Source organism: Pseudofrankia asymbiotica (assembly GCF_001983105.1).
GTDB classification, from domain to species: Bacteria; Actinomycetota; Actinomycetes; order Frankiales; family Frankiaceae; genus Pseudofrankia; species Pseudofrankia asymbiotica.
The window spans coordinates 1-21,721 of the sequence record NZ_MOMC01000003.1; the positions used below are offsets into that span (position 1 = coordinate 1).

A 21,721-nucleotide genomic window follows, 5' to 3' on the forward strand; every position below is an offset into this window, starting at 1 on the left:
CTCGCGGGCGCCGGGCTCGCGGGCGCCGGGCTCGCGGGCGCCGGGCTCGCGGGCGCCGGGCTCGCGGGCGCCGGGCTCGCGGGCGCCGGGCTCGCCGGGGCGGCCCTGCCGGGGCTCTCGGCCGCCGGGGCCGCCCCGGAGCCTCGCTCGCCCGCCGAGCGCGAGCTCTGCTCGGGCCGCGCGGTCTCTGGCGCGTCGGTCTTCCCACCGGCCGCGCTGGCCGGATCCGCCGCTTCCGACGGAGACCCACGCTCCGCCGGGGTCTTCTCGACCGCCGACGGCGCGGCGGAGGCGACCGACAACGCCCGCGCGCCGGAGGACCGATCGGTGCCCACGTCCCGCCCGCCGGTCAGGTCCGCGGGTAGGACGGAGTCCGCGAGGGCTCGCGCCCGTTCCAGCGCGACCCGCCCCAGGGCGCTCGTCGACGCGGTGTCACGACGCAGAGACTCGCCGCCGTCGGTCACGCCCACGGGCCCTCCGATCACGCCCACGCCACTCGGAAGGATCCCGGGCCCCTGGGCCCGCCTGCCCAGGGCGGCGTGCGCGAAATACACGGTAAAGCCTGTTGGTGAACTTACCCACAGCGGTTGGACAGACAACCCACATCAGGTAGCTGATTCATGGCCTGGAGGGCGCAACGTGTCCTGGATACGCCATGCAGTGGCCCTGGTAGCCGAATTCCGCGGCGACTCAACCTCGGGGAGTGAAGGAAACCGACGAGACCAACGGCGTCGTCCCGCCCCTGTTGACCACAGGTAGTTGGGTGGAGGGGGCGGACGGGCGGATGGTGCTTCCGCGCGCGGCGGTTGGCTGGTCCCCCACCGCGGCCCCGGTCACCGTCAGCAGCATGAGCGCCGCGGACCCGACCAGGGTCCTGCGCACTCTCGCCTGACCACGGCCGGGCCGGCCCTGGTCCAGCCGGCGGATCCGCGTGATGCCCCCTGCCCGAGGAGACCGCGGGCGGGAGAGATCAACCGCGGCGCCCGTCAGGTCGACCCGGCCGGGTGGTGCCGCCAGCCGCCCACGCGGCGACGGGCCTAACGCGGCCAGACTCGTCGGCACCGCCAGCGGCAGGCGCGAGTGCGCCGCGCGCCGCCGGCCCGCGCCCCCCGGTCGTACCGGTCCGGGACGATGGGCCGTCGCGCCCCGGGCACCCGCGGCGCCGGTCGGCACCAGCGGCGGCTGCCGCGTCCCGCCGAGACCGACAAGCCGGTCGGCCAGGCCCTCCGGCAGCGCCGGGGCCCACAGGCCGGACAGCCGCTGCTTCATCCGCCGGTATTCCGCGACCTCCTCGCGGCAGCCGGCGCAGTGCGCCAGATGGGCCAACGCCCGGTCGCGCTCATCGTGGCAAAGCTGACCGTCCACGAGCGGGCAGAGCCGCTCGCCGAGGTGCGAGGTCACGCGCGGCCTTCCCGCGCCGCGCCGATCTCGACGCCGACCACGCCCGCGCGACGTCGGCGGCCACGCGGCCGCGTTCCCCCCTCCCGCGAGACAGCCGCCTCCGCCGGAGGAGGCGGCGACGAGGCCAGCGGGGTGACGTCGCCCGGGGCCTGGGCCGCCGACGCGGTCGTCATCGCGTCGATCTCGGCGGTCAGGGTCTCGGCCGGCAGTGCCACGCCCGAGCGCGACTCGCGCGGGGCGCGATCCGCGAGCGCGGCACGCAGCATCGCCCGGCCCCGGGAGATCCGGCTCCGCACGGTGCCGAGCTTGACGCCGAGCGTCTGCGCGATCTCCTCGTAGGACAGCTGTTCGATGTCGCAAAGGACCACGGCCGCGCGGAAGTCCGGTGGCAGCGCGGCGAGCGCGGCCTCGATGTCCGCGTCCAGGTGCGCCTCGGCGTAGACGGCCTCCGGGCTCGCCTCACGGCCGGCCAGCCGTTCCGTGTCCTCGGGGAGCGCGTCGAAGCGGATCTTCTGCTGGCGGCGCATCCGGTCGAGGAACAGGTTGGTGGTGATCCGGTGCAGCCAGCCCTCGAACGTGCCGGGGGTGTAGTCGGCGAGCGACCGGAAGACCCGGACGAACACGTCCTGAGTGAGGTCCTCCGCGTCGTGCGCGTTGCCAGTGAGCCGGTAGGCAAGCCTGTACACCCGGTTGCCGTGCTCCTTGACCACGTCCTCCCAGGACGGTGGCACCCAGGCCGCATCGGCCGTTGGGCTGGGCACGACCACCGAGGCTTGCTCGGCCGCCGGGACGGACGGCTTGGCGTCCGGTCCGTTCACGGCTGCCTCTCGGTCGACTTTGAACGACGACCGTACTCGACGGGCAGGCCATGGCGCGGCAATTCCCGCTGCGGACACGAGCCCTTCTCCTCTCGGTGGGCTAGGACGAGGCGGTGRCACTGTGCGACATGGCTCGACACGAACTTCGATGAACGAAGCAACGCGCCGCTCTTGTACGCCGTTCCCGTAGGCTGCGTTTGTCATGCCGGACACCGACATCGGCGCACACGATCGAGCCGCCGCCTTCGCCGAGGGCTTCCTGTTGGAAGACCCCATCCTTCGTGCTGCCCGCGCACGTGCCGAGGAGGTCGGGATTCTCCCGGTCAGCCCCGGTGCCGGCGCGGTGCTGCGTTTCCTGGCCGCGTCCGTTGGCGCGCGTGCCGTCGTCGAGATCGGTACCGGGACAGGCGTCTCGGGTACCTGGCTGCTGCGCGGGATGCGGCCGGACGGCACGCTGACCACCATCGACGTGGAGGCCGAACACCTCCGGCTGGCCAGGCGCACCTACGCGGACGCCGGGATGGCGTCCAACCGCAGCCGCCTGATCACCGGCCGCGCCCTCGACGTCCTGCCACGGCTCACCGACGGGGCCTACGACCTGGTGTTCTGCGACGCGGACCGCCGGGAGGGCACCGAGTACCTCACCCAGGCGCTGCGGCTGCTGCGCCCGGGCGGGGTGGTCGTGTTCGCGGGCATCCTGATCGACGGCCTCGCCGCCGACCCGGCGGTCCGCAACCCGGAGGTCATGGCCATCCGGGAGCTGGCGACGGCGGTCCGCGACGACGCCCGGCTCACCCCGATGTTGCTGAACGCCGGCGACGGCCTGCTGGTGGCCGCCGTCGCGAAGTCCTCGCCCGTCGGGTAGCCGAGGTCCGCGGGGTTCCCCCGGGACCGGCGGCCGTCCTCCTGACGGACCGGTCCCGTGGAGCCGGGCGGCCGGCGGTCCGGGAGGTCGGCCGGCGGATCCGAACCCACGGGCCGGCGGTGGTGCTGTCACGTTTTACAGCTCACTCCAGTTGGCTTAGGACCGCCTGAAGGCGCGGTGAGCGTGTCGGCATTCCGACAGCACGGGGGCGGTCGAGGCGACGGCGGTGGGGCCCTGCTCAGGCGCACGCGACCGCGAACTAATGTCGGGTGGCGGTGTCCGCGCACCGCGGAATGAAGCGGCACCTKGGGGAAGGATCATGTCGGGCAAGCGGTTCGGTGGTGGCACTTCCGGTGGGGATCCCACGGAACGCCGCCACCCGTCACGTCGGCGTCGGCCGCCCTTCGTCGACGGTCGCGGCGACCAGGGCAGCAACGGCTCGCTCGCCGCGTTCCTGGTCGGCGTCGCCGTCGTGGCCGGCCTGATCGGCTTCACCCTCAACCGGGTGACCACCGGCAGCGACGGTACCCCCACGCCGGCCGTGACGCCGACCGCCGACGCCGCCGCGGTCGGCCCACTGGCCGGGCTGACCGCCGAACAGGTGGCGATCCGGCTGCTCGACGCCGGCGTGCCGCTGCACACCACGGTCGTCTACGACGCGTCGAGCGACCCCAACCAGCTACTCGGCAAGCCGGACGGCTACACCAGCAAGATCGCCTTTCTGGACGCCAGGACCCAGATCAACCCGGCGGGTGTCACCAGCAAGGACCCGGTCGAACAGGGCGGCAGCATCGAGGTCTTCGCCGATTCGGCCGCCGCGAGCTCCCGGGTTCAGCAACTGCGGACGGTCAGCTCCTCGAGCCAGCTGCTCCAGGAGGCCGACTACCAGCAGGGCGGAGTGGTGCTGCGGGTCTCGCGCTACCTCAGCAAGGAGCAGGCGGACGGCTATGGGGCCGCGCTCACCGCGCTCGTGACGGCCGCCACCGTGGCGCCGAGCGCCACGGCKACAGTCGGCTGAGTATCGGGCTCAGCCATCCGCGGACCGCCATCCGCGGTGCCGCCCAGCCCGGCGATTCGGGACCAACGGGGCAGATTGACGCCGGCTCTCAGTGGGAACCGCACCTCTGTGAACGTCCACGAGTTCTACACGGCCGACCCGCGGCGGCAGGAGTCCGAGGAGATCTCCTTCGGCGAAGGGTGGACCGATCACACGGACCCTTCGTCGACCTACCGGCTGAGCTGGGTCGCGGTGACGGGCGAGATCTACTCCGTGCGCGAGCCCCACCCCGGCGGTGGCCTGCTGGCAGCGGTGTTCGACCACTACAACGTCCACCAGGCCGACGTCGGCGAGATGAAGGTGGAAATCCTTGCCGTCGCCGACCTGGCGAGCGTCGAGCAGGCGCTGGCCGGCTGGCGCGAGCAGCTCGGTGAGCACGACAGCCTGCGATGGGCCCGAGAGCGGCTGAGCCCCATCCGTCAGGCGGCCGAGCCCGCTCGGGGACTCGACGCGCCGAACGTCTGAACCTGGGCGGAACGCGGGCGCGCGCCGCGCCGCCGGCTCACGCGGCGGCGGCGGAGGCGCGGCCGGCCCGGGAACGGTGCCGGCGGCCCAGCGTCAGGAAGCCGGGACGACGGCCGGCGCTGGGGCGTCGACCCGGGCTGGGTCGTCGGCGGCCGTCGGCGCCGGCGCCGTGGTGAGCCAGCGCAGCAGGGTCCGCACGCCCCAGCCGGTACCGCCCCGGGTGATCTCGGCGTCGTCGGAGTCCGAGCGGGCCGTGCCGGCGATGTCCAGGTGCGCCCAGGGCAGCCCGTCGGTGAACTCGCGCAGGAACAGCGCCGCCATGATCGACCCGCCGCCCACGTCCAGCGCGCGGCCGATGTTCGCGAGATCCGCGACCGGCGACTCCAGCGCCGGGCGGTACTCCTCGACGAGCGGAAGCCGCCAGACCCGTTCGCCGGCCGCCGCGGCGGCCGCGGTGAGCCCGTCGGCGAGCGCGTCATCGGACGCGAACAGACCGGCGGTGCGCCGGCCCAGCGCGACCGAGATCGCCCCGGTCAGGGTGGCGAGGTCCACCAGCAGGTCCGCGCCGAGCGCGCCCGCCGCGTACGCCAGCCCGTCGGCCAGCACCAGCCTGCCCTCGGCGTCGGTGTTGAGTACCTCCACCGTCCGCCCGCCCCAGCAGGTGATGACGTCGCCGGGCCGCATCGCCGCGGCTCCGATCATGTTCTCCGCGATGCAGAGCAGCCCGGTGACCCGGCCGGGCGCGCCGAGCTCCGGCAGCGCGACCATGGTCGCCAGCACGGCCGCCGCGCCGGACATGTCCGTCTTCATCCCGGCCATCGACCCCGCCGGCTTGAGCGAGAGCCCGCCGGAGTCGAAGGTGATCCCCTTGCCGACCAGGACGCGGTGCCCGAGCTCGGCGCCGTCACCGGCGGGTGGCCCCTCGTAGCGCAGCTCGACCAGGTAGGGCGGGCGCACCGACGCGGCGCCGACCGCGACCAGCCCGCCGAAACCGCCGGCCTCGAGCTCCCGGACGTCCATCAACGACGCGTCCAGCCCGGCCGCGCGCGCCGCCGCGACCGCCCGCGTGGCGAGCCACTCCGGCGATTTCACCAGGCTTGGGATGTTGATGAGATCACGGGCCGTCAGCACGGCCCTGGCCAGGACGCCGGCCCGCCGAACCGCCTCCGCGGCCTCCGCCAGCTCCGTCGGCGTCAGCGCGCGCGACGTCCAGACGATGACCTCGTCGATGCCGTTCCCGCGTTCCGGCCCCGGCGCTGGCGCGGTGGGCTCCGCCACCGGCGAGACCTCATCCGTCTCCGTGGCGGCGTCCGCGGCGTCAGCGACGCGCTCGTCGCCCGGCAGGTCGGTCTGTCCGGCGCCGAGATCGCCGATCTCGGCGTCCGCCGTGGCGGCGGTGGCATCGGACGCGGCCTTCCCGGCGCCGCGGGGCTGCCGGTAGGAGGCGAGCGCGAGGCCCTCGGTGAACGCGGCGAGGGCCGCCGGGTCCGGGTCCGCGACCAGTGCCACCCGGTCGCCGGCGCCGGCCCGGCGGGCGAGCGCCGCGCCGGCGCAGCGCCAGTCGGCGCCGCTCCCGGTGCCGGCGCCCACCAGGACAAGCCGGGCCGGGGACTCGGCGCGGGCCAGCGGAACCACCAGAACCGAGCCAGCGTCGCCACCGAAGGTGTGGGTGGTCAGCAGCGCGTCGAGATCGATGCCAAGTTCGGCGCACGCGGCGCCCGCTATCGGGCTGACCTGGTGAGCATCCCTGACCGTGGCCGAGCCGCCGGCCGCGCCGGCTTCGCCCGAGCCTCCCCGGCCGTCGGAAGCCGTCTCCTCGGACGACAGCACGACCACTGCGAGCGCGGACGAATCCGGCGCGGCCGGCCCGCCGGGTCGTAGGGTGACCACCGGGACGCTCCAGCGCCCCAGGTCACCATCACGGATGGAGATAGTCACACTTCCCTGATCGCGATCAGCTGTCATGGGCCGAGACGGTTCCTCCCCGCCCATCGCCGCCGAGCCCAAGGTAGAGCGAGGCTCGACCTTGGGCAGTCCAGAGGAAGCTCTCCCGACGGGGCACCCGATGCGAGCCCGCGGAAGCTGCCCCCGCGCCGGGGAAGGCGACGAGCAGGGTGGGCCGGGCGGCTACCCGACCKCCGTCTTGAGGGCGTCGCCGAGGGCGCTCGCCTCGTCAGCGGTGAGCTCAACGACGAGCCGGCCCCCACCCTCGAGCGGGACACGCATCACGATCCCCCGCCCTTCCTTGGTGACCTCGAGCGGACCGTCACCCGTCCGCGGCTTCATGGCCGCCATCGGTGCACCTCTTCCTGCCGTCGGACCTACGTCTGCCGACGATTATCCCGTAGCCGGGGCAGCAAACCGAAACACGGCCCTCCGCAGAGCCACAACGGTCGACGCAGCCGCCCCACCGATCTGCCAGGTCAGACCCGACGCCGGCCGATAGGTCCGGCGGCGCGGCGGCCCAACGGTAGATCGACCGCGACTCGGAGGCGGGCCCGGACAGAAGGTATGTCACGGATGCCCCGATTTATGACGGGTTCGCGAGCCGGTATGAGGATCGGCGGGCAGCCCGGGCGGGTCGAGCGGGTCGAGCGGGGGAACGATCGTCTAGGCCGGCGGAGGCTGGGAGGTAGTGGGCGAGAACGCGTCCGCGGGAGCGCCGCTCGGCCCCGGGGACGCTGGCACGTCCGCGTGCGCGAAGGTGGCCAGCCGGACCAGTTCCTCGTCGCGGCGGGCGAGCTCGTCATCCCGCCAGGCCAGCTCGCTGGCGAGCCTGGCGAGCAGCGCGTCCACCTCGGCCATCCGGTAACCACGGAAGGCGAGGTTGAGCCGCGTCTCAGCGACCTCGCGCGCGCCGACCGGACCGGTCGCCGGCAGGCCGGTCGGCACGGCGTCCGGCGGGGCCGGTGCCATCCGGTCGAACCAGCCGACGGCAAGCGCCGCGACCACGAACACCACTGCGGCGATCACGAGGACCTCGATGACGAGCACCACGCCCCGATCGTAGCTTCCCCACCGTTAGCTCCCCCACCAGACGCCAGACCACACCCCGGCTGGACGCTCGGCGCTGGTCCGGGGCTGGCAGTGAGATCCGGACCTCCCAGATCACGACCTCCCAGATCGGCTTCGCCGATCCGGCAGGGACCCCGTCCGCAAGCTCCGCCAATCCGGCAGGGACCCCGGATCCGGCGGGAACCCCGGGAGCCTCACGTCTGAGCACGCGTCGGAGGGCGTGCGGGGTCTGGCAGGCTCGGGGCTGTGTCCCGTGACGTCGCCGTGCCCACAAGTCCACCCCAGGCAGCCGTACTGGCGAGGCCCGGCCCCGAGCGGCGGCCGAGGCCGCTGCGGCTCGGTACGCGGGTGTTCGGGCCGGCCGAGATGGTCGTCATGGCGATCGTGAACCGGACGCCGGACTCCTTCTTCGACCGCGGCGCCACCTACGGCGAGGCGGAGGCCCTGGCCGCCGTCGACCGGGCGATCGCCGAGGGCGCGGGGATCATCGACATCGGCGCGGTCAAGGCCGCCCCCGGCGGCGAGGTGAGCCCAGCCGAGGAGCTGCGCCGGATCGGCGGGTTCGTCGCCCGGGTGCGCGCCGCCCACCCGGACGCGGTGATCAGCGTGGACACCTGGCGGGCCGAGGTCGGCCGGGTGGTGGTCGGCGAGGGGGCCGACCTGCTCAACGACGCCTGGGGCGGCGTGGAGCCGGAGCTCGCCGAGGTCGCGGCGGAGGGCGGGGTGGGCCTGGTCTGCACGCACGCCGGCCATCTGCCGCCGCGGACCCGGCCGCACCGGATGAGCTACCCGGACGTCGTGGCCGACATCGTGGCCACCACCAGCGCACTCGCCGAGCGCGCCGTCGCGGTCGGGGTGCGCCCGGAGGCGGTGATCATCGATCCGGGGCACGACTTCGGCAAGAACAGCCGGCACTCGCTCGAGGCGACCAGGCGGACCGACGAACTGGTCGCCACCGGGTGGCCGGTGCTGATGGCGATGTCGAACAAGGACTTCGTCGGCGAGGCGCTCGACACGACCGTCGAGGAGCGGCTGGAGGGCACCCTCGCGGCGACCGCCGTCAGCGCCTGGCTGGGCGCCCGGATCTTCCGCGCCCACCAGGTCGGAGCGACCCTTCGCACCCTGCGCATGGTCGCCGCGATCCGCGGCGACACCGACCTCACCGTCGCCCGCCGCGGCGTGGTCTAGGCGGGTGGCTCTACTCGATCGGAGGGGCCGGGTGGCTCTACTCGATCGGAGGGGCCGGGTGGCTCTACTCGATCGGAGGGGCCGGGTGGCTCTACTCGATCGGAGGGGCGGAGGCTTCGATGGCCTCGGCGGGGCTGGGCATGGCCGTGGGGAGGGCCGCGACGGCGGCCTCCAGGAAGTCGAGGGCCTCGGTCGCGGTGGTGGCCCAGCGCAGCAGGTCGCGCGCGCCAGGGCGGACGAAGCCACGGTCGACGAGGCCGTCGACGAGCGTGTGCAGGTGGGTGAAGACCCCGTCGGGATCGCACACGACGATCGGCTTGGTGTGCATGCCGAGCATCGCGGCGACCCACACCTCGAACAGCTCCTCGAGCGTGCCGAGGCCGCCGGGCAGCGTGAGGAAGGCGTCCGCCCGGCCGTCCATGATCGCCTTACGTTCCCGCATGGTCTCGGTGATGATCAGCTCGTCGGCGTCGGTGTCCGAGACCTCCAGCTCCAGCAGCTTGCGCGGGATCACCCCGAGGGTGTGCGCGCCCCCGGCGCGGGCGGCGCGGGCGACCGCGCCCATGCAGGAGATCGAGCCGCCGCCGGAGACCAGGTCGTGGCCGCGGGCGGCCAGCTCCGATCCYACCTGGGCGGCCAGCAGCACGTAGCCAGGGTCGATGCGCTCGGACGACGCGCAGTAGACGCAGATTCTCATTGGGGGCACAGCCTCACAGGGCACACAGCGTCACAGGGCACACACCCTCAAGGGGGCACAGGGGCACAGCCTCACGTGGCCACCCGGCCCGCCTCGCTCGGCGGCAGCGAGGGCCGCGCGCCACCCGGGGCCGCCGTGCCCTCGACGACCAGCCGGACCGCCTCGTCGACGTCGTCGGTGATCGAGACCAGGTCMAGGTCGGTCTCCTTGATCCGGCCGGTCGCGGCGACCGTCGAACGCAGCCAGTCCAGGAGACCGCGCCAGTAGTCGACGCCCATCAGCACCACCGGGAACCGGGTCACCTTGCCGGTCTGTACCAGGGTGAGCGCCTCGAACAGCTCGTCGAGCGTGCCGAAGCCGCCCGGCAGGCACACGAACGCCTCGCCGTACTTCACGAACATCGTCTTGCGGACGAAGAAGTACCGGAAGCTGACCCCGAGGTCGACCCAGTCGTTGAGCCGCTGCTCGAACGGCAGCTCGATGCCGAGCCCGACGGACAGGCCGCCGGCCTCCTGCGCGCCCCGGTTGACCGCCTCCATCGCGCCGGGACCGCCGCCGGTGATCACGGCGAAGCCGGCGTCGGCGAGGGCGCCGCCCAGCCTGCGGCCCACGGCGTAGTCCTGGTGGTCGCGCGGCACCCGGGCTGACCCGAACACGGTCACCGCGCGCGGGAGGTCGGCGAGCAGGCCGAAGCCCTCGACGAACTCGCTCTGGATGCGCAGGACCCGCCACGGGTCGGAATGGACGAAGTCGCCGGAGTCCTGGTTCGCCAGCAGCCGTTGATCGGCGGTGGAGTGGCGGACCTGGCCGCGCCGGGCGATCTGCGCGCCACGCCGCTGTTCCGGCGGCGGTGACGACTGGTGGTCCGTGTCGGGCTCGCCCTGGCTGCGCCCCGCGGGTACGGGCGTGCCGAGCGCGTCCGCGGCGTCGAGCGGCGCGGCCGGCTCACCGGGCTGGAAGGGTGTCACCCCGGAACCATAGGCCACGCGCATACTGGACCCGCGGGGCCGGTCAGCACGGCTCGGGTTTGACATATGAGATAGATCACATAAATCCGCGTCACCGGCGGCGCTCTCCGAGGCCAGCCACCGCGCCCCGCCGCCGATCCCGCCGGTCACGCCCCAGCGGTGAGGTAGGCCCGCAGGACGCGCTCGGCCTCGTCGACCAGGGCCAGCTCCACGTACTCGTCGCGGGTGTGGGCGAGGTTGGGGTCGCCGGGGCCGTAGTTCAGGGCGGGGATACCGAGCTCGGCGAACCGGGCGACGTCCGTCCAGCCGTACTTCGCCCGCGGGGCGCGGCCAGTGGCCGCCACGAAGGCCGCCGCCGCCGGCGCCGCCAGGCCGGGCGGCGCGCCGCCGACGCTGTCGCTCAGCTCCAGCTCGTACCCGGCGAGCACCTCGCGGACGTGCGCGAGGGCGCCCGCCTCGTCCCGATCCGGCGCGAACCGGAAATTGATCATCACCTCGCAGCGGTCCGGGATGACGTTGCCGGCCACCCCGCCCGAGATCCGCACGGCGGACAGGCCCTCCCGGTACTCACAGCCGTCCAGGACCACCGCGCGCGGCTGGTAGGCGGCGAGCCGCGAGAGCAGGTCACCCGCGCGGTGGATGGCGTTGTCGCCGAGCCACGAGCGGGCCGAGTGCGCCCGCCGGCCCGGCAGCGCGGCCACCACCCGCAGCGTGCCCTGGCAGCCCGCCTCGATCTCGCCGGAGGTCGGCTCCATGAGGATGGCGAGGTCGCCCTCCAGCCAGTCGCGACGCGCCGCGGCGAGCCGGCGCAGCCCGTTGCGGGCGGCGGCGACCTCCTCGTTGTCGTAGAACACCCAGGTCAGGTCCTGCGCCAGGCTCGCCAGCGGCACGGTGGCGGCGAGGCGCAGCATCACCGCGACGCCCGCCTTCATGTCGGACGTCCCGCAGCCGTAGAGCCGGTCGCCGTCGCGGCGGGCCGGCAGGTTCTCGGCCACCGGGACGGTGTCCAGATGGCCGGCGAGGACCACCCTGCTGGGCAGGCCGAGACGGGTGCGCGCCACGACCGCGTCGCCGTCGCGGTCGACGGTCAGGCCGGGCAGCCCGGCCAGGGCCTTCTCGACCGTGTCCGCGAGCGGCCCCTCACCGCCGCTCACCGACTCGACGTCCACCAGCGCCCTGGTCAGCTCCCCTGCCGGCGCCGCGATGTCCAGCTCCATGGCCGCACCCTATGGCGGGAGCGGCCCGCGGGCGCCAGGCGACCGCGGGCGCCTTCGCCTAGGTGGCGACGCCGTGCTCGCGCAGGACGTCGTTGAGGGCCAGCTTGTCGTGGATCTCACCTTCGGCGAGCACACGCAGCACGAGGACGCACGGCATCGCGAACTCACCACCGGGGAAGCTCTTGATCTTGCTCGAGCCGACCGCCACCGCCCGCTCTGGGACCTCGCCGCGCGGGTACTCCTCGCCGGTGGTCGCGTCGAAGACGTGGGTCGAGGAGGTCAGGATCGCGCCGGCGCCGAGCTTCGCGCCCCGGCGCACCCGCGCGCCCTCGACGACCATGCACCGGCTGCCGACGAAGGCCTCGTCCTCGATGACGACCGGCACGGCGTTCGGCGGCTCGAGCACGCCGCCGAGGCCGACGCCGCCGGAGAGGTGCACGTTGCGGCCGACCTGCGCGCACGAGCCGACGGTCGCCCAGGTGTCCACGAGGGTGCCGGAGTCGACGTAGCCGCCGATGTTGGTGTAGCTCGGCATGAGCACGGCGCCGGGTGCGATGTGAGCGCCCCAGCGGACGATCGCGCCCGGGACGACGCGGACGCCGTCGAACCGGGTCTTGAGCGGCACCCGGTCGTGGTACTGGAAGGCGCCGGCCGCCGACTCGACCATGGGCAGGACCTTGAAGGACAGCAGGATGGCCCGCTTGGCCCGCTCGTCGACGACGACCGCGCCGCTGGCCGCGACCTGGGCGACCCGGGCCTCGCCCGCGTCGATGGCGTCGACGGCCGCGACGACCGCCTTGCGGGCGTCGGAGTCGTCCGGGTTCAGCTCGGCCCGGCGCTCCCAGAGCTCGTCGACGACCGGGTCAAGCGGAGAGGAGAAGGATTCAGAGGTGCTCACCCGCCCGACCCTAACCGCCCCGGGCGGAGGGACAGGCCGAGGAGGCGCGAGGGACACCCACCCACGGACCTCGCCTGGCGGTCCCGGCGCCAGCCCCACCGGACCGGGCGACCGGCCGGCGGATCGCCACCCCCCGACCCGGACCCGCCAGAAACGCCAGCAGCCGCGCGACCACCTGGTGATCACGCGGCTGCTGGCCGAGAACCGTCTGGCCTCAGCGGATGTCGGGCGGCTCCGCCGGCCAGGCGGGGTCGGGAGCCGGTGGGTTCCCGTAGGTGTCGGCGAGGCCGGCGATGTTGTCGAACACCGGTGAGCCCTGCCGGTTCCCCGCCTGCCGGCCGTCAGCCCGCTGACCGACGGCCGAGTGCCCCGCGTCGGGGCGTCCCATATCGGAATGCCCCATGTCAGGGCGCCCCAGGTCGGAGTGCCCCCGCGGACTGTAACCCGGCATCGTCGGCGTCGCCCCCGGTCCCGGCTGCACCGGTCCCGGCTGCTGGCTGTACCCCGGCTGCTGGCCAGGCTGGCCATATCCGGGCCGGACCGGGCCGGGCCCGGGAGCGCCGGGCCCGTAGCCGGGCGCCGGCCCGGCCTGGCCTGACTGCTGCTGACCACCCCGCGATGCCTGCCCGGCGGGTGGGTACGCGTACCCACCGGTACGCAGGCCCCCCGTCGGCGGGCCGGACGGCCGGGGCGGCGGCAGCATGGCCATCCGCTCGGGCACCGTCGCGACCTGGGCGTCCGGCGCGGTCAGCGCGACCCGGACATGCCGCCGGCCGGCCTCGCCGTAGAACGTGCCGGGCGCGACGAGCACACCGACGCTGGCGAGGGCGTCCACCGTCGCCCAGGCGTCCTCCCCGCGGGTCGCCCACAGGTACAGGCCGGCCTCGCTGTGCTCGATCGTGAATCCGGCGACCGCCAGCGCGGCGCCGAGCACGGTACGGCGGTTGACGTACCGTGCTCGCTGGTCGGCCACGTGCATGTCGTCCGCGAGCGCCGCCGTCATCGCCGCCTGGACCGGGCCCGGCAGTATGAGACCCGCGTGCTTGCGGAGCTCGAGCAGCTCGCGGACCAGCACCGGGTCACCGGTGACGAACCCGGCGCGGTAGCCGGCCAGGTTCGACCGCTTCGACAACGAGTGCACGGCCAGCAGGCCCTCGTGCGAGCCGCCGCAGACGTCCGGGTGCAGCACCGAGACAGCGCGGGACTCCCAGCCCAGCTCGATGTAACACTCGTCACTCGCGACGATCGCGCCGCGCTCCCGCGCCCAGGCGACGACCGCCCGCATCTCGTCGACGCCGAGGCAGCGGCCGGTCGGGTTGGACGGGGAGTTCAACCAGACCAGCGCCACGCCGTCCGCCGGTCCGTAGACGGGCTCGCAGCGGGCGAGCAGCGCCCCGACCTCGTACGTCGGGTAGGCCAGCGTCGGGACCCAGACCCGGTCCCCAGGCCCCAGGCCGAGCTGGCCTGGGAGCTGGGCGACCAGTTCCTTCGTCCCGATCACCGGCAGCACCGACGACGGGGCGACGAGCACACCGAGCCGCCGGGCCAGCCAGCCCGCCGCCGCGTCGCGCAACCCCGGGGTGCCCCACGTCGGTGGGTACCCCGGGGAGTCCGCCGCCGCGGCCAGCGCCTGCTGGACGACCGCCGGCACCGGGTCGACCGGCGTCCCGACGGACAGGTCAACCAGCCCGTACGGGTGCTGGCCGGCCTTCTCCTTGTACTGGGCAAGGAGATCCCACGGGAAGTCGGGCAGCCGGACCTTCGACCGGGCTCGCCGGCCGGAGATCGCGGCGGAGTGTGGCGCCCGAGYTGACCCCGGCGTACCCGCTGGGCTGGTCAGTGCTCGCCCTGCGGCGCCAGGGCGGCGACGGCAGGCGGGTCGAAGTCCAGAGCGCCGACCTTCGACGCGCCACCTGGCGAGCCCAGTTCCTCGAAGAAGCTCGCGTTGGTGTCGGTGTACGGCTTCCACTGCTCGGGCACATCGTCTTCGTAGTAGATGGCCTCTACCGGGCAGACTGGCTCGCATGCACCACAGTCGACGCACTCGTCAGGCTGGATGTAGAGCATCCGACCGCCTTCGTAGATGCAGTCGACCGGRCACTCCTCGATGCAAGCCCTGTCCTTGACATCGACACAGGGCTCGGCGATGACGTAGGTCACCGGATGTTCCTCCTCGGCTCACGGGCGWCTGATTCCTTAGTATCGACCTCGACGGTTCCGTGTCGACAACAAGGGCGTTCGCCAATCGTGTATGTCGTCCGCATCACTCGGGCCGACATCGGCGCGCGGGTCGTGATCCGGCGCCGCATCGCGGGGCCGGTGCCGCTGACGGACGTTATCGGAACCCTCCAGGCATGGACAGCCGGGGTCTTGACCATCGAGCACGCAAACGGCGAGATCATCAGCATTCCGGAGGGTGATCTCATCGCGGCCAAGGTCATTCCCCCGCCCCCCATAAGGGGAGCACAGCGCGGTCAGCGACAGGATCCGGACGTCCAGGATGTGGAGGCCGACCGATGAGCGCCCGCAGCCGAGCCCAGTTCGCCGATGTCGTGCGACAGACACCGATCGATCTCGCGCTCGCCTGTCAGCTGATCGCGGCCGAGGTCGAGCCGGACGCGGAGGCCGCCGACGTTCCCGGCGCGCTGGACCGGCTCGCGGACGAGGCACGTCCGGTGCTCGCGGCCAAGACCAGCCGTGCCACGGCCGCCGGCGCCACCCCCGGCGCCTGTGCGCAGGAGCCGCCGGCCGGGCAGGACCCGATCGACGCCGCCGAGGCGCTGCACGAGTCGCTCGGCCTGCACGCCGGGTTCGCCGGCCGGGAGAGCGACTACGACGACCTGCGGGCCTCGCTGCTGCCGGCGGTGCTGCGCCGCCGGCACGGCCTGCCGATCACGCTCTCGGTCATCTGGCTGGAGGTCGCCTCGCGGCTCGGCGTGCCGGCCTACCCGGTCGGGCTGCCCGGTCACATGGTGGTCGCCCTCGGCACTCCGCGGGAGTACGTGCTCGTCGACCCGTTCACCGGCGGCCGGCGGATCACCGTCCACGACGCGGCGGCCCGGGTCCGGGCGGCGGGGGTTCCGTTCAGCCGCGCCCAGCTCGCGCCGATGAGCTCCGAGGACCTGCTCGCCCGGGTGCTCGGCAACATCCGGGTACTGGCCGCCCGCTCCGACGCCACCGCCACCCGGCTGTGGGCCGTCGAGCTGTCCCTGCTGCTCCCCCACCACCCGGCGAGCCTGCGCCGTGAGCGCGGCGAGCTGCTGATCCGTCGCGGTGACTTCCTGCGCGGCGCGATCGACCTGGTCACCTTCGCCGACGCGGTCGAGGTCGCCGAGCCCGCCGCCGCGGCGGCTGCCCGCTCCGCCGCCATCTCCGCCCGCGCCCGCCTCAACTAACGCGGGAGGGGGAAGCCGGTCAGGCCGCGGCGGCTGGGGCTCACGACGGCCACCAGGATGGGCGCCAGCACGCCGAAGGCCAGAAAAAGGTAGGCGGTGGACGAGGACCGCAGCATCAGGTCACCCTCGCCACGGGACGAGCCGAGCGCGAGCACGACAGGCGTCCAGCCGACCAGCATGATGCACGCGCCGAGCCGGGTCCCCGTCCACCAGCGCACCAGCATCGGGACGCCGACGTTGCCAACGACGACGAGCAGCAGGCCGAGGGAGAGCAGCGTGTCCCCCAGCCGCGGGCCGGCGGGCACGGCCGCCACCCCGTAGACACCCAGGATGACGCCCGCGAGCAGGCCGAACGCGTAGGCGCCGCCGAGGAAGAGCCGGGATGGCTCCTTGGGCTCGGCGACCGACAGGCTGCCCAGCCCCGTCACCCTCGCCGCCACCGAGTCGGCCAGACCGCCCGTACCACCCACGCCGGGACCACCAGGCGTCGGTTGGCGCGGACCTGGGCTGGGACGAGGCATACGTCGACAGTAGCGCCGAGGCACCCGGGCCCGCCCCCGGGCGCGTTGGAGCGCGAGGCGACGGCGCGGCTACAGGTCGAGGCCTGCGAACAGATCGGTCTCCTGGCTGACGGCGGCCGCCGGGGTGCCCCGGGTGAGGACGTAGTAGTCGATCCCGAACGCCTCCCGGCCGACGCCGTCGGCCAGCGCGAAGAAGAACCCGTCGACGGCGATCTGGGTCCGGTGCGCCCGCATCGCCGCGAGCTTGGCCTCGAGGAACTCCGGCGCCTCGACCCTGGTCGTGATCTGCTCGTCCGGCACGCCCATCGGGATGTCGTCGGCGCTGACCGCGCCGTGGAACGGACTGTTCTCGTCCTGGGCGAAGTGCTCGACGCCGCGTTRCACGAACGACTTCGGTATCGCCGTCTCGTACAGCTTCGACGGCGCCCACGGCGCCCCCGTCTCCGGGGCGAAGGTCGAATCGGCCGCGGCGGTGAACGCGGCGACCGTGATCTGATGCGCCCGGATGTGGTCGGGATGGCCGTAGGCGCCGTTGGCGTCGTAGCTGACCAGCACCTGTGGGCGCACCTCCCGCACGATCCTGACCAGTTCGACGGTCGCCTCGGTGAGGTCCGCCTGCCAGAGGCAGCGCGGGTCGTCGTTGCCGGGAGTGCCCATCATCCCGCTGTCGCGGAACCGGCCGGCGCCGCCGAGAAACCGGTGGTCCGACAGGCCCAGGGCGGCGCAGGCCCGCTCCAGCTCGCCGATCCGGTAGCCGCCGAGCTGGTCGTCAAGGTCGCTGCGCAGGTTCACCAGGTCGGGGGCGAGCACCTCCCCGAGCTCACCGAGGGTGCAGGTGACCAACGTCACATGGGTGTCGGGGCGCGCGGCGTACGCGGCGATCGTGATCCCGGTACCGATCACCTCGTCGTCCGGGTGGGCGTGGACGAACAGCACCCGGCGCGGCGGCGTTCCCACCGGCCCGGTGCCCGGCGCCTCGCTCACGCGCCGGCCCCGTCGTAGCCGCCAGGATTACGCCGTTGGAACTCCCAGGCGTCCCGGCACATCTCGTCGAGGCCGCGGCGGGTGCGCCAGCCGAGCGCGGCGGTGGCGTGCGTGGGGTCGGCGACGAGCTCGGCCACGTCACCGGCGCGCCGAGGGACCACCCGGTGCGGCAGTGGCCGTCCGCAGGCGGCGCTGAACGCGTCCAGCAGCTGCCGCACCGACGTCCCGGTACCGGTGCCGAGGTTGACGGCCCGGAAGCCCGCGGCGTCGCCGATGTGCTCGAGCGCCGCCCGGTGGCCTTCGGCGAGGTCCATGACGTGGATGTAGTCGCGCACGCCGGTGCCGTCCGGAGTCGGGTAGTCGTCGCCGAAGACCGACAGGTACTCCCGCCGCCCGACGGCGACCTGCTGCAGGTAGGGCATCAGGTTGTTCGGGATCCCGCGCGGGTCCTCGCCGAGCAGCCCGGACGGGTGGGCGCCGACCGGGTTGAAGTAGCGCAGCGCCATGACGTGCCAGCCCGGCTCGGCGGCGCACAGGTCGGCCAGGATCTGCTCGCACATCCACTTGGTGCGCGAGTACGGGTTCGTGGGCCGGGCGGGTGCGTCCTCCTGGATCGGAAGGACGTCGACGTCGCCGTGGATCGAGCAGGACGAGGAGAAGACCAGCCGACGGGTGCCATGCTCGCGCATCACCTCGACGAGGCGCAGCGTCGCGTTGATGTTCGTGTCGTAGTACTCGACCGGCATTGTCACCGACTCACCGACCGCCTTGCGCGCGGCGAAGTGGACGACCGCCGCGACCGGTGTCGTGGCGAACACCTTGCCGAGCGTGGCGACGTCGCGGACGTCCCCTTCGGCGAACTCCAGCCTGTCGGCCGCACCGGCCGCGACCTCTCGGATCCGGTCCAGGGCCCGCGGCGAGCTGTTGACGAAGTTGTCGACCCCGATCACCCGGTAGCCGGCCGTCAGCAGGTCCACACACGTGTGCGACCCGATGAACCCGGCCGCCCCCGTCACCAGCACCGTCTCGCCTGGCGTCGCGCCCACAGGCAGGACCACCCGTCTCCTCGGTCCGGCCGCGTCCTCGCGCGCCAGACGGCGTCGATTCTCCGTCCCGACCGTACCGACCGGATGCGACACCCCATCCTTCCGGGGCTGGGGTGTCGATCCGGGACCGGGTTAGCCGGCGCGGCGACGGGAGCGGAGCTTCTCGCGGTCCTGGGCGGCGAGCGCGACCTTGCGGATCCTGACCGTCGCCGGGGTGACCTCGACGCACTCGTCCTCGCGGCAGAACTCCAGCGCCTGCTCCAGCGTGAGCTGGCGGTGCGGGGTCAGCCGGACCAGCTCGTCGCCGGTCGACGAGCGCATGTTGGTGAGCTTCTTCTCCTTGGTCGGGTTGACGTCCATGTCGTCCGCCCGGGAGTTCTCGCCGACGATCATGCCCTCGTAGACGTCGGTCATCGGGGGGACGAACATCGTGCCGCGCTCCTGCAGGTTGAACAGGGCGTAGGCGGTCGTCGGGCCGGTGCGGTCGGCGACCATCGAGCCGGTCGCCCGGGTGCGCAGCTCGCCGAACCAGGGCTCGTAGCCCTCGAAGACGTGGTGCAGCAGACCGGTGCCCCGGGTCTCCGTGAGGAACTCGGTGCGGAAGCCGATCAGGCCACGCGCGGGCACCAGGTACTCCAGCCGGATCCAGCCGGTCCCGTGGTTGATCATCTGCTCGAGTCGGCCCTTACGCAGGGCCAGCAGCTGGGTGAGGGTGCCGAGGAACTCCTCGGGCGCGTCGATCGTGAGCCGCTCGACCGGCTCGTGCAGCTTGCCGTCGACGACGCGGGTGACGACCTGCGGCTTGCCGACGGTGAGCTCGAAGTCCTCCCGGCGCATCAGCTCGACCAGGACGGCGAGCTGCAGCTCGCCGCGGCCCTGCACCTCCCAGGTGTCCGGGCGCTCCGTCGGCAGCACCTTGATCGACACGTTGCCCACGAGCTCCGCGTCCAGGCGCGCCTTGACCAGCCGGGCGGTGAGCTTCTTGCCGGACTTGCCCGCCAGCGGCGAGGTGTTCACGCCGACGGTCATGCTGATCGACGGCTCGTCGACGGTGATGACCGGCAGGGGGCGCGGGTCCTCCGGGTCGGCCAGCGTCTCGCCGATGGTGATGTCCGGGATGCCGGCGATGGCGATGATGTCGCCCGGGCCGGCCTCCTCGGCGGGGGAACGCTCGAGCGCCTGGGTCATCAGCATCTCGCTGACCTTGACCCGCTCCTGGGTCCCGTCGGCGCGGCAGAGCATCACCTGCTGGCCGCGGCGGATCGTCCCGTTGTGCACCCGGCACAGCGCGAGCCGGCCGAGGTAGGGCGACGCGTCCAGGTTGGTGACCAGCGCCTGCAGCGGCGCGCCCTCGACGTAGGTCGGCTCCGGGATGGTCTCCAGCAGCAGTTCGAACAGCGGCTTGAGGTCCGGGGAGTCCGGGCTGTCACCGTCGGCGGGACGGCTCGTCGACGCCCGGCCGGCCTTGGCGTTGCAGTAGATGATCGGGAACTCGATCTGCTCCTCGTCGGCCTCGAGGTCGAGGAACAGCTCGTAGGTCTCGTCCACGACCTCGGCGATCCGGGCGTCGGAACGGTCGACCTTGTTGATGACGAGGATCACCGGCAGCCGGGCGGCGAGCGCCTTGCGCAGCACGAACCGGGTCTGCGGCAGCGGGCCCTCGCTCGCGTCCACGAGCAGCAGCACACCGTCCACCATCGCCAGGCCCCGCTCGACCTCGCCGCCGAAGTCGGCGTGGCCCGGGGTGTCGATGATGTTGATCGTGGTGTCGCCGTAACGGACCGCGGTGTTCTTCGCGAGGATCGTGATGCCCTTCTCGCGCTCCAGGTCCATCGAGTCCATGACCCGGTCGGTGAGGTCCTCGCTCGCATGCGCGCTGAAGGCGCCGGACTGGCGCAGCATCGCGTCGACCAGGGTCGTCTTGCCATGGTCGACGTGGGCGATGATCGCGATGTTGCGCAGGTCGGTGCGGCCGCGGACGGCGCCAGTGAACTCGGCGCTGGTGGGCTCGGTGCTGGTCAGCACGGTGGTGGGCTCCGGGGCGGACAGGGGGTGCTCGACCCCGAGATGATCGTTACGAGGAACGCCCGGATCCGATGACGGTGGCGCGCGACCACGGTCCGTCGTGTCATGGTCCGTCAGTCCGGCGCCCGCCAGGCGTGCCGACAGCCCGGGCGGATCCAGATAGTCCGACCGCGGGCGTCCGTTCCATGGTACGGACTCGCGCGGGGGCATTACGCCACGCGAGAGCCTGGACACCCATCCGCCGACGAGATTTCAGCAACAGTACGACGCACGGCCCCGCGCGGAACAGCCCCGCGCGGCCGCGCGCGCGGCGGATCCCGCCGATCACCGGCCTGGCTGACCGGTCAGACGGTGGATCACGGGCGGGGTCACGCGGCGGGTCAGACGGCCGGGAAGACCAACGGCTCCGGTTCGAGGAGACGGCGGCGCAGGGCATCGACGAGCGGCAGATCGGCGGGCAGCCAGCTGACGTCCCCCAGCTCCGGGACGGACAGCCAGCGCAGCTCCCCGCCCTCCACCGCGCGCGGTGTACCGGAACGGATCCGGCCGAACCACACGCGCAGCCGCCAGCCGGGGCTCGCGAGCTCGACCTGGCCGAGCACCGGGCCAGCCTCGATCTGGACGTCGAGCTCCTCGCGGCACTCGCGCTCCAGCGCCGCCAGCTCGTCCTCCCCCGGCTCGACCTTGCCGCCGGGGAACTCCCACATCCCGGCGTAGGCCGGCGGCGACGTCCGCCGCGCGGCCAGCACCCGGCGCTGGCCGTCCAGCAGCGCGACCGCCACCACCAGTCGCCCGCGGCCCGCACGGACGTCCACGGGACCAGAGGCCGCGCCGGTCACCGGGGCCGTCGGAACCGGGGCGGTCGGGACAGGCGCGTCGCCTCGCGCCGACCGCCCGGCCCCGGCGTGGCGCGTCTGGAGCCCACCGCTCGGCGCGGTGCCCGGCGCGGAGCCGGCATCCAGCTCGGGTTCCATACCTGGTGACTTTCCCAGATCGCCGGGGCACCACGGGTAGCGACCCTCGCCCAACCGGACCAATGAACCAACCACGGCGACGGTCGCAGTCAGGCGGCGCCCGGCGATCACCGGTTGTTCAGGGGCGGTGGCCCCGATGTCGCCGCGCTCGCGACCTCATCGGAGCGGTCGGTGGTCATCGCGGATG

At 73.5% G+C, this 21,721-nt stretch carries 23 protein-coding genes; 6 read left to right on the forward strand and 17 right to left on the reverse strand.

Annotated elements, in window-relative coordinates; genetic code table 11:
• The 3 genes from BL253_RS42740 to sigE form a co-directional block, all read right to left on the reverse strand.
• Positions 1 to 470, reverse strand: a 470-nt coding sequence (locus tag BL253_RS42740) for a hypothetical protein (protein WP_476644099.1), incomplete at its 3' end; no start/stop codon positions are given.
• A gap of 220 nt (positions 471 to 690) precedes the next feature.
• The gene (locus BL253_RS00640; RefSeq protein ID WP_076812388.1) at positions 691 to 1,401 is read right to left on the reverse strand and encodes an anti-sigma factor family protein; all 711 of its coding nucleotides are present in this window, start codon (positions 1,399 to 1,401) and stop codon (positions 691 to 693) included.
• Complete coding sequence (sigE, locus tag BL253_RS00645; protein WP_076812679.1) at positions 1,398 to 2,168, reverse strand: RNA polymerase sigma factor SigE; 771 nt, start codon at positions 2,166 to 2,168, stop codon at positions 1,398 to 1,400. Before sigE ends, BL253_RS00640 begins: the two co-directional genes overlap by 4 nt.
• Positions 2,169 to 2,421: 253 nt before the next feature.
• On the opposite strand from sigE, the gene BL253_RS00650 reads away from it, so the two are divergent.
• From BL253_RS00650 to BL253_RS00660, 3 genes are all read left to right on the forward strand, one after another.
• Complete coding sequence (locus BL253_RS00650; RefSeq protein WP_071051403.1) at positions 2,422 to 3,084, forward strand: O-methyltransferase; 663 nt, start codon at positions 2,422 to 2,424, stop codon at positions 3,082 to 3,084.
• Between the two features lie 319 nt (positions 3,085 to 3,403).
• Positions 3,404 to 4,102 carry a PGRS family protein gene (locus BL253_RS00655; RefSeq protein WP_076812391.1) on the forward strand — a complete coding sequence of 233 codons (699 nt, stop codon included), beginning with the start codon at positions 3,404 to 3,406 and terminating at the stop codon, positions 4,100 to 4,102.
• 108 nt (positions 4,103 to 4,210) lie between these two features.
• Positions 4,211 to 4,606 (forward strand): hypothetical protein, encoded by a 396-nt coding sequence (locus BL253_RS00660; RefSeq protein WP_076812392.1) that lies wholly within the window; start codon positions 4,211 to 4,213, stop codon positions 4,604 to 4,606.
• Between the two features lie 93 nt (positions 4,607 to 4,699).
• On the opposite strand, the gene BL253_RS00665 is transcribed toward BL253_RS00660, so the two are convergent.
• From BL253_RS00665 to BL253_RS00675, 3 genes are all read right to left on the reverse strand, one after another.
• The gene (locus BL253_RS00665) at positions 4,700 to 6,496 is read right to left on the reverse strand and encodes a leucyl aminopeptidase family protein (protein ID WP_076812395.1); all 1,797 of its coding nucleotides are present in this window, start codon (positions 6,494 to 6,496) and stop codon (positions 4,700 to 4,702) included.
• A 237-nt stretch (positions 6,497 to 6,733) separates the two neighbouring features.
• Positions 6,734 to 6,901: a DUF3117 domain-containing protein gene (locus BL253_RS00670; RefSeq protein WP_076812398.1), complete on the reverse strand. Its 168-nt coding sequence runs from the start codon at positions 6,899 to 6,901 to the stop codon at positions 6,734 to 6,736.
• A 315-nt stretch (positions 6,902 to 7,216) separates the two neighbouring features.
• A complete protein-coding gene (locus tag BL253_RS00675; RefSeq protein ID WP_116438818.1) occupies positions 7,217 to 7,603 on the reverse strand; it encodes a DivIVA domain-containing protein in 387 nt (128 codons plus the stop codon).
• A gap of 393 nt (positions 7,604 to 7,996) precedes the next feature.
• On the opposite strand from BL253_RS00675, the gene folP reads away from it, so the two are divergent.
• Positions 7,997 to 8,809, forward strand: coding sequence for a dihydropteroate synthase (folP, locus tag BL253_RS00680; RefSeq protein WP_081437893.1), 813 nt, complete (start codon positions 7,997 to 7,999; stop codon positions 8,807 to 8,809).
• Positions 8,810 to 8,900: 91 nt separating this feature from the next.
• On the opposite strand, the gene BL253_RS00685 is transcribed toward folP, so the two are convergent.
• The 6 genes from BL253_RS00685 to fdxA all read right to left on the reverse strand — a co-directional run bounded on the left by BL253_RS00685 (position 8,901) and on the right by fdxA (position 14,749).
• On the reverse strand, positions 8,901 to 9,506 hold the full coding sequence (locus tag BL253_RS00685; RefSeq protein ID WP_076812401.1) for an LOG family protein: 606 nt from the start codon (positions 9,504 to 9,506) through the stop codon (positions 8,901 to 8,903).
• Positions 9,507 to 9,577: 71 nt separating this feature from the next.
• The gene (locus tag BL253_RS00690) at positions 9,578 to 10,498 is read right to left on the reverse strand and encodes an LOG family protein (RefSeq protein WP_076812404.1); all 921 of its coding nucleotides are present in this window, start codon (positions 10,496 to 10,498) and stop codon (positions 9,578 to 9,580) included.
• A gap of 122 nt (positions 10,499 to 10,620) precedes the next feature.
• A complete protein-coding gene (dapE, locus tag BL253_RS00695; RefSeq protein WP_076812407.1) occupies positions 10,621 to 11,691 on the reverse strand; it encodes a succinyl-diaminopimelate desuccinylase in 1,071 nt (356 codons plus the stop codon).
• Positions 11,692 to 11,749: 58 nt separating this feature from the next.
• Positions 11,750 to 12,589 (reverse strand): 2,3,4,5-tetrahydropyridine-2,6-dicarboxylate N-succinyltransferase, encoded by an 840-nt coding sequence (locus BL253_RS00700; RefSeq protein WP_076812409.1) that lies wholly within the window; start codon positions 12,587 to 12,589, stop codon positions 11,750 to 11,752.
• Positions 12,590 to 12,803: 214 nt separating this feature from the next.
• Positions 12,804 to 14,375, reverse strand: coding sequence for a succinyldiaminopimelate transaminase (dapC, locus tag BL253_RS00705; protein ID WP_076812688.1), 1,572 nt, complete (start codon positions 14,373 to 14,375; stop codon positions 12,804 to 12,806).
• Between the two features lie 50 nt (positions 14,376 to 14,425).
• Positions 14,426 to 14,749, reverse strand: a complete 324-nt coding sequence (fdxA, locus tag BL253_RS00710) for a ferredoxin (protein ID WP_076812412.1) — start codon at positions 14,747 to 14,749, stop codon at positions 14,426 to 14,428.
• An 87-nt stretch (positions 14,750 to 14,836) separates the two neighbouring features.
• Here fdxA and BL253_RS00715 point away from each other — a divergent pair, with 87 nt between their 5' ends.
• Together BL253_RS00715 and BL253_RS00720 are read left to right on the forward strand one after the other, a co-directional pair.
• Positions 14,837 to 15,109: a putative acetyltransferase gene (locus BL253_RS00715; RefSeq protein WP_076812415.1), complete on the forward strand. Its 273-nt coding sequence runs from the start codon at positions 14,837 to 14,839 to the stop codon at positions 15,107 to 15,109.
• A complete protein-coding gene (locus BL253_RS00720; RefSeq protein WP_076812418.1) occupies positions 15,106 to 15,984 on the forward strand; it encodes a transglutaminase family protein in 879 nt (292 codons plus the stop codon). The genes BL253_RS00715 and BL253_RS00720 overlap by 4 nt, the downstream gene beginning before the upstream one ends.
• Here BL253_RS00720 and BL253_RS00725 read toward each other — a convergent pair.
• From BL253_RS00725 to BL253_RS00745, 5 genes are all read right to left on the reverse strand, one after another.
• Positions 15,981 to 16,454 carry a DUF6113 family protein gene (locus tag BL253_RS00725; protein WP_241834392.1) on the reverse strand — a complete coding sequence of 158 codons (474 nt, stop codon included), beginning with the start codon at positions 16,452 to 16,454 and terminating at the stop codon, positions 15,981 to 15,983. The two genes, BL253_RS00720 and BL253_RS00725, sit on opposite strands and share 4 nt — an antisense overlap.
• Positions 16,455 to 16,574: 120 nt before the next feature.
• On the reverse strand, positions 16,575 to 17,489 hold the full coding sequence (gene mshB, locus BL253_RS00730; protein WP_076812421.1) for an N-acetyl-1-D-myo-inositol-2-amino-2-deoxy-alpha-D-glucopyranoside deacetylase: 915 nt from the start codon (positions 17,487 to 17,489) through the stop codon (positions 16,575 to 16,577).
• Positions 17,486 to 18,547, reverse strand: coding sequence for a UDP-glucose 4-epimerase GalE (galE, locus tag BL253_RS00735; RefSeq protein ID WP_241834393.1), 1,062 nt, complete (start codon positions 18,545 to 18,547; stop codon positions 17,486 to 17,488). The genes mshB and galE overlap by 4 nt, the downstream gene beginning before the upstream one ends.
• 120 nt (positions 18,548 to 18,667) lie before the next feature.
• Positions 18,668 to 20,560, reverse strand: coding sequence for a translational GTPase TypA (typA, locus tag BL253_RS00740; protein ID WP_076812694.1), 1,893 nt, complete (start codon positions 20,558 to 20,560; stop codon positions 18,668 to 18,670).
• Positions 20,561 to 20,940: 380 nt separating this feature from the next.
• Entirely contained in the window at positions 20,941 to 21,534 is a 594-nt protein-coding gene (locus tag BL253_RS00745; RefSeq protein ID WP_081437868.1) for a (deoxy)nucleoside triphosphate pyrophosphohydrolase, read from the reverse strand.
• Positions 21,535 to 21,721: the final 187 nt, after the last annotated feature.

Excerpts from the sequence above, each read along its gene's own strand:
- BL253_RS00650 (WP_071051403.1), top strand. The coding sequence starts at position 2,422 with ATGCCGGACACCGACATCGGCGCACACGATCGAGCCGCCGCCTTCGCC.
- folP (WP_081437893.1), top strand. The coding sequence starts at position 7,997 with ATGGCGATCGTGAACCGGACGCCGGACTCCTTCTTCGACCGCGGCGCC.
- dapE (WP_076812407.1), bottom strand. The coding sequence starts at position 11,691 with ATGGAGCTGGACATCGCGGCGCCGGCAGGGGAGCTGACCAGGGCGCTG.
- BL253_RS00720 (WP_076812418.1), top strand. The coding sequence starts at position 15,106 with ATGAGCGCCCGCAGCCGAGCCCAGTTCGCCGATGTCGTGCGACAGACA.
- BL253_RS00745 (WP_081437868.1), bottom strand. The coding sequence starts at position 21,534 with ATGGAACCCGAGCTGGATGCCGGCTCCGCGCCGGGCACCGCGCCGAGC.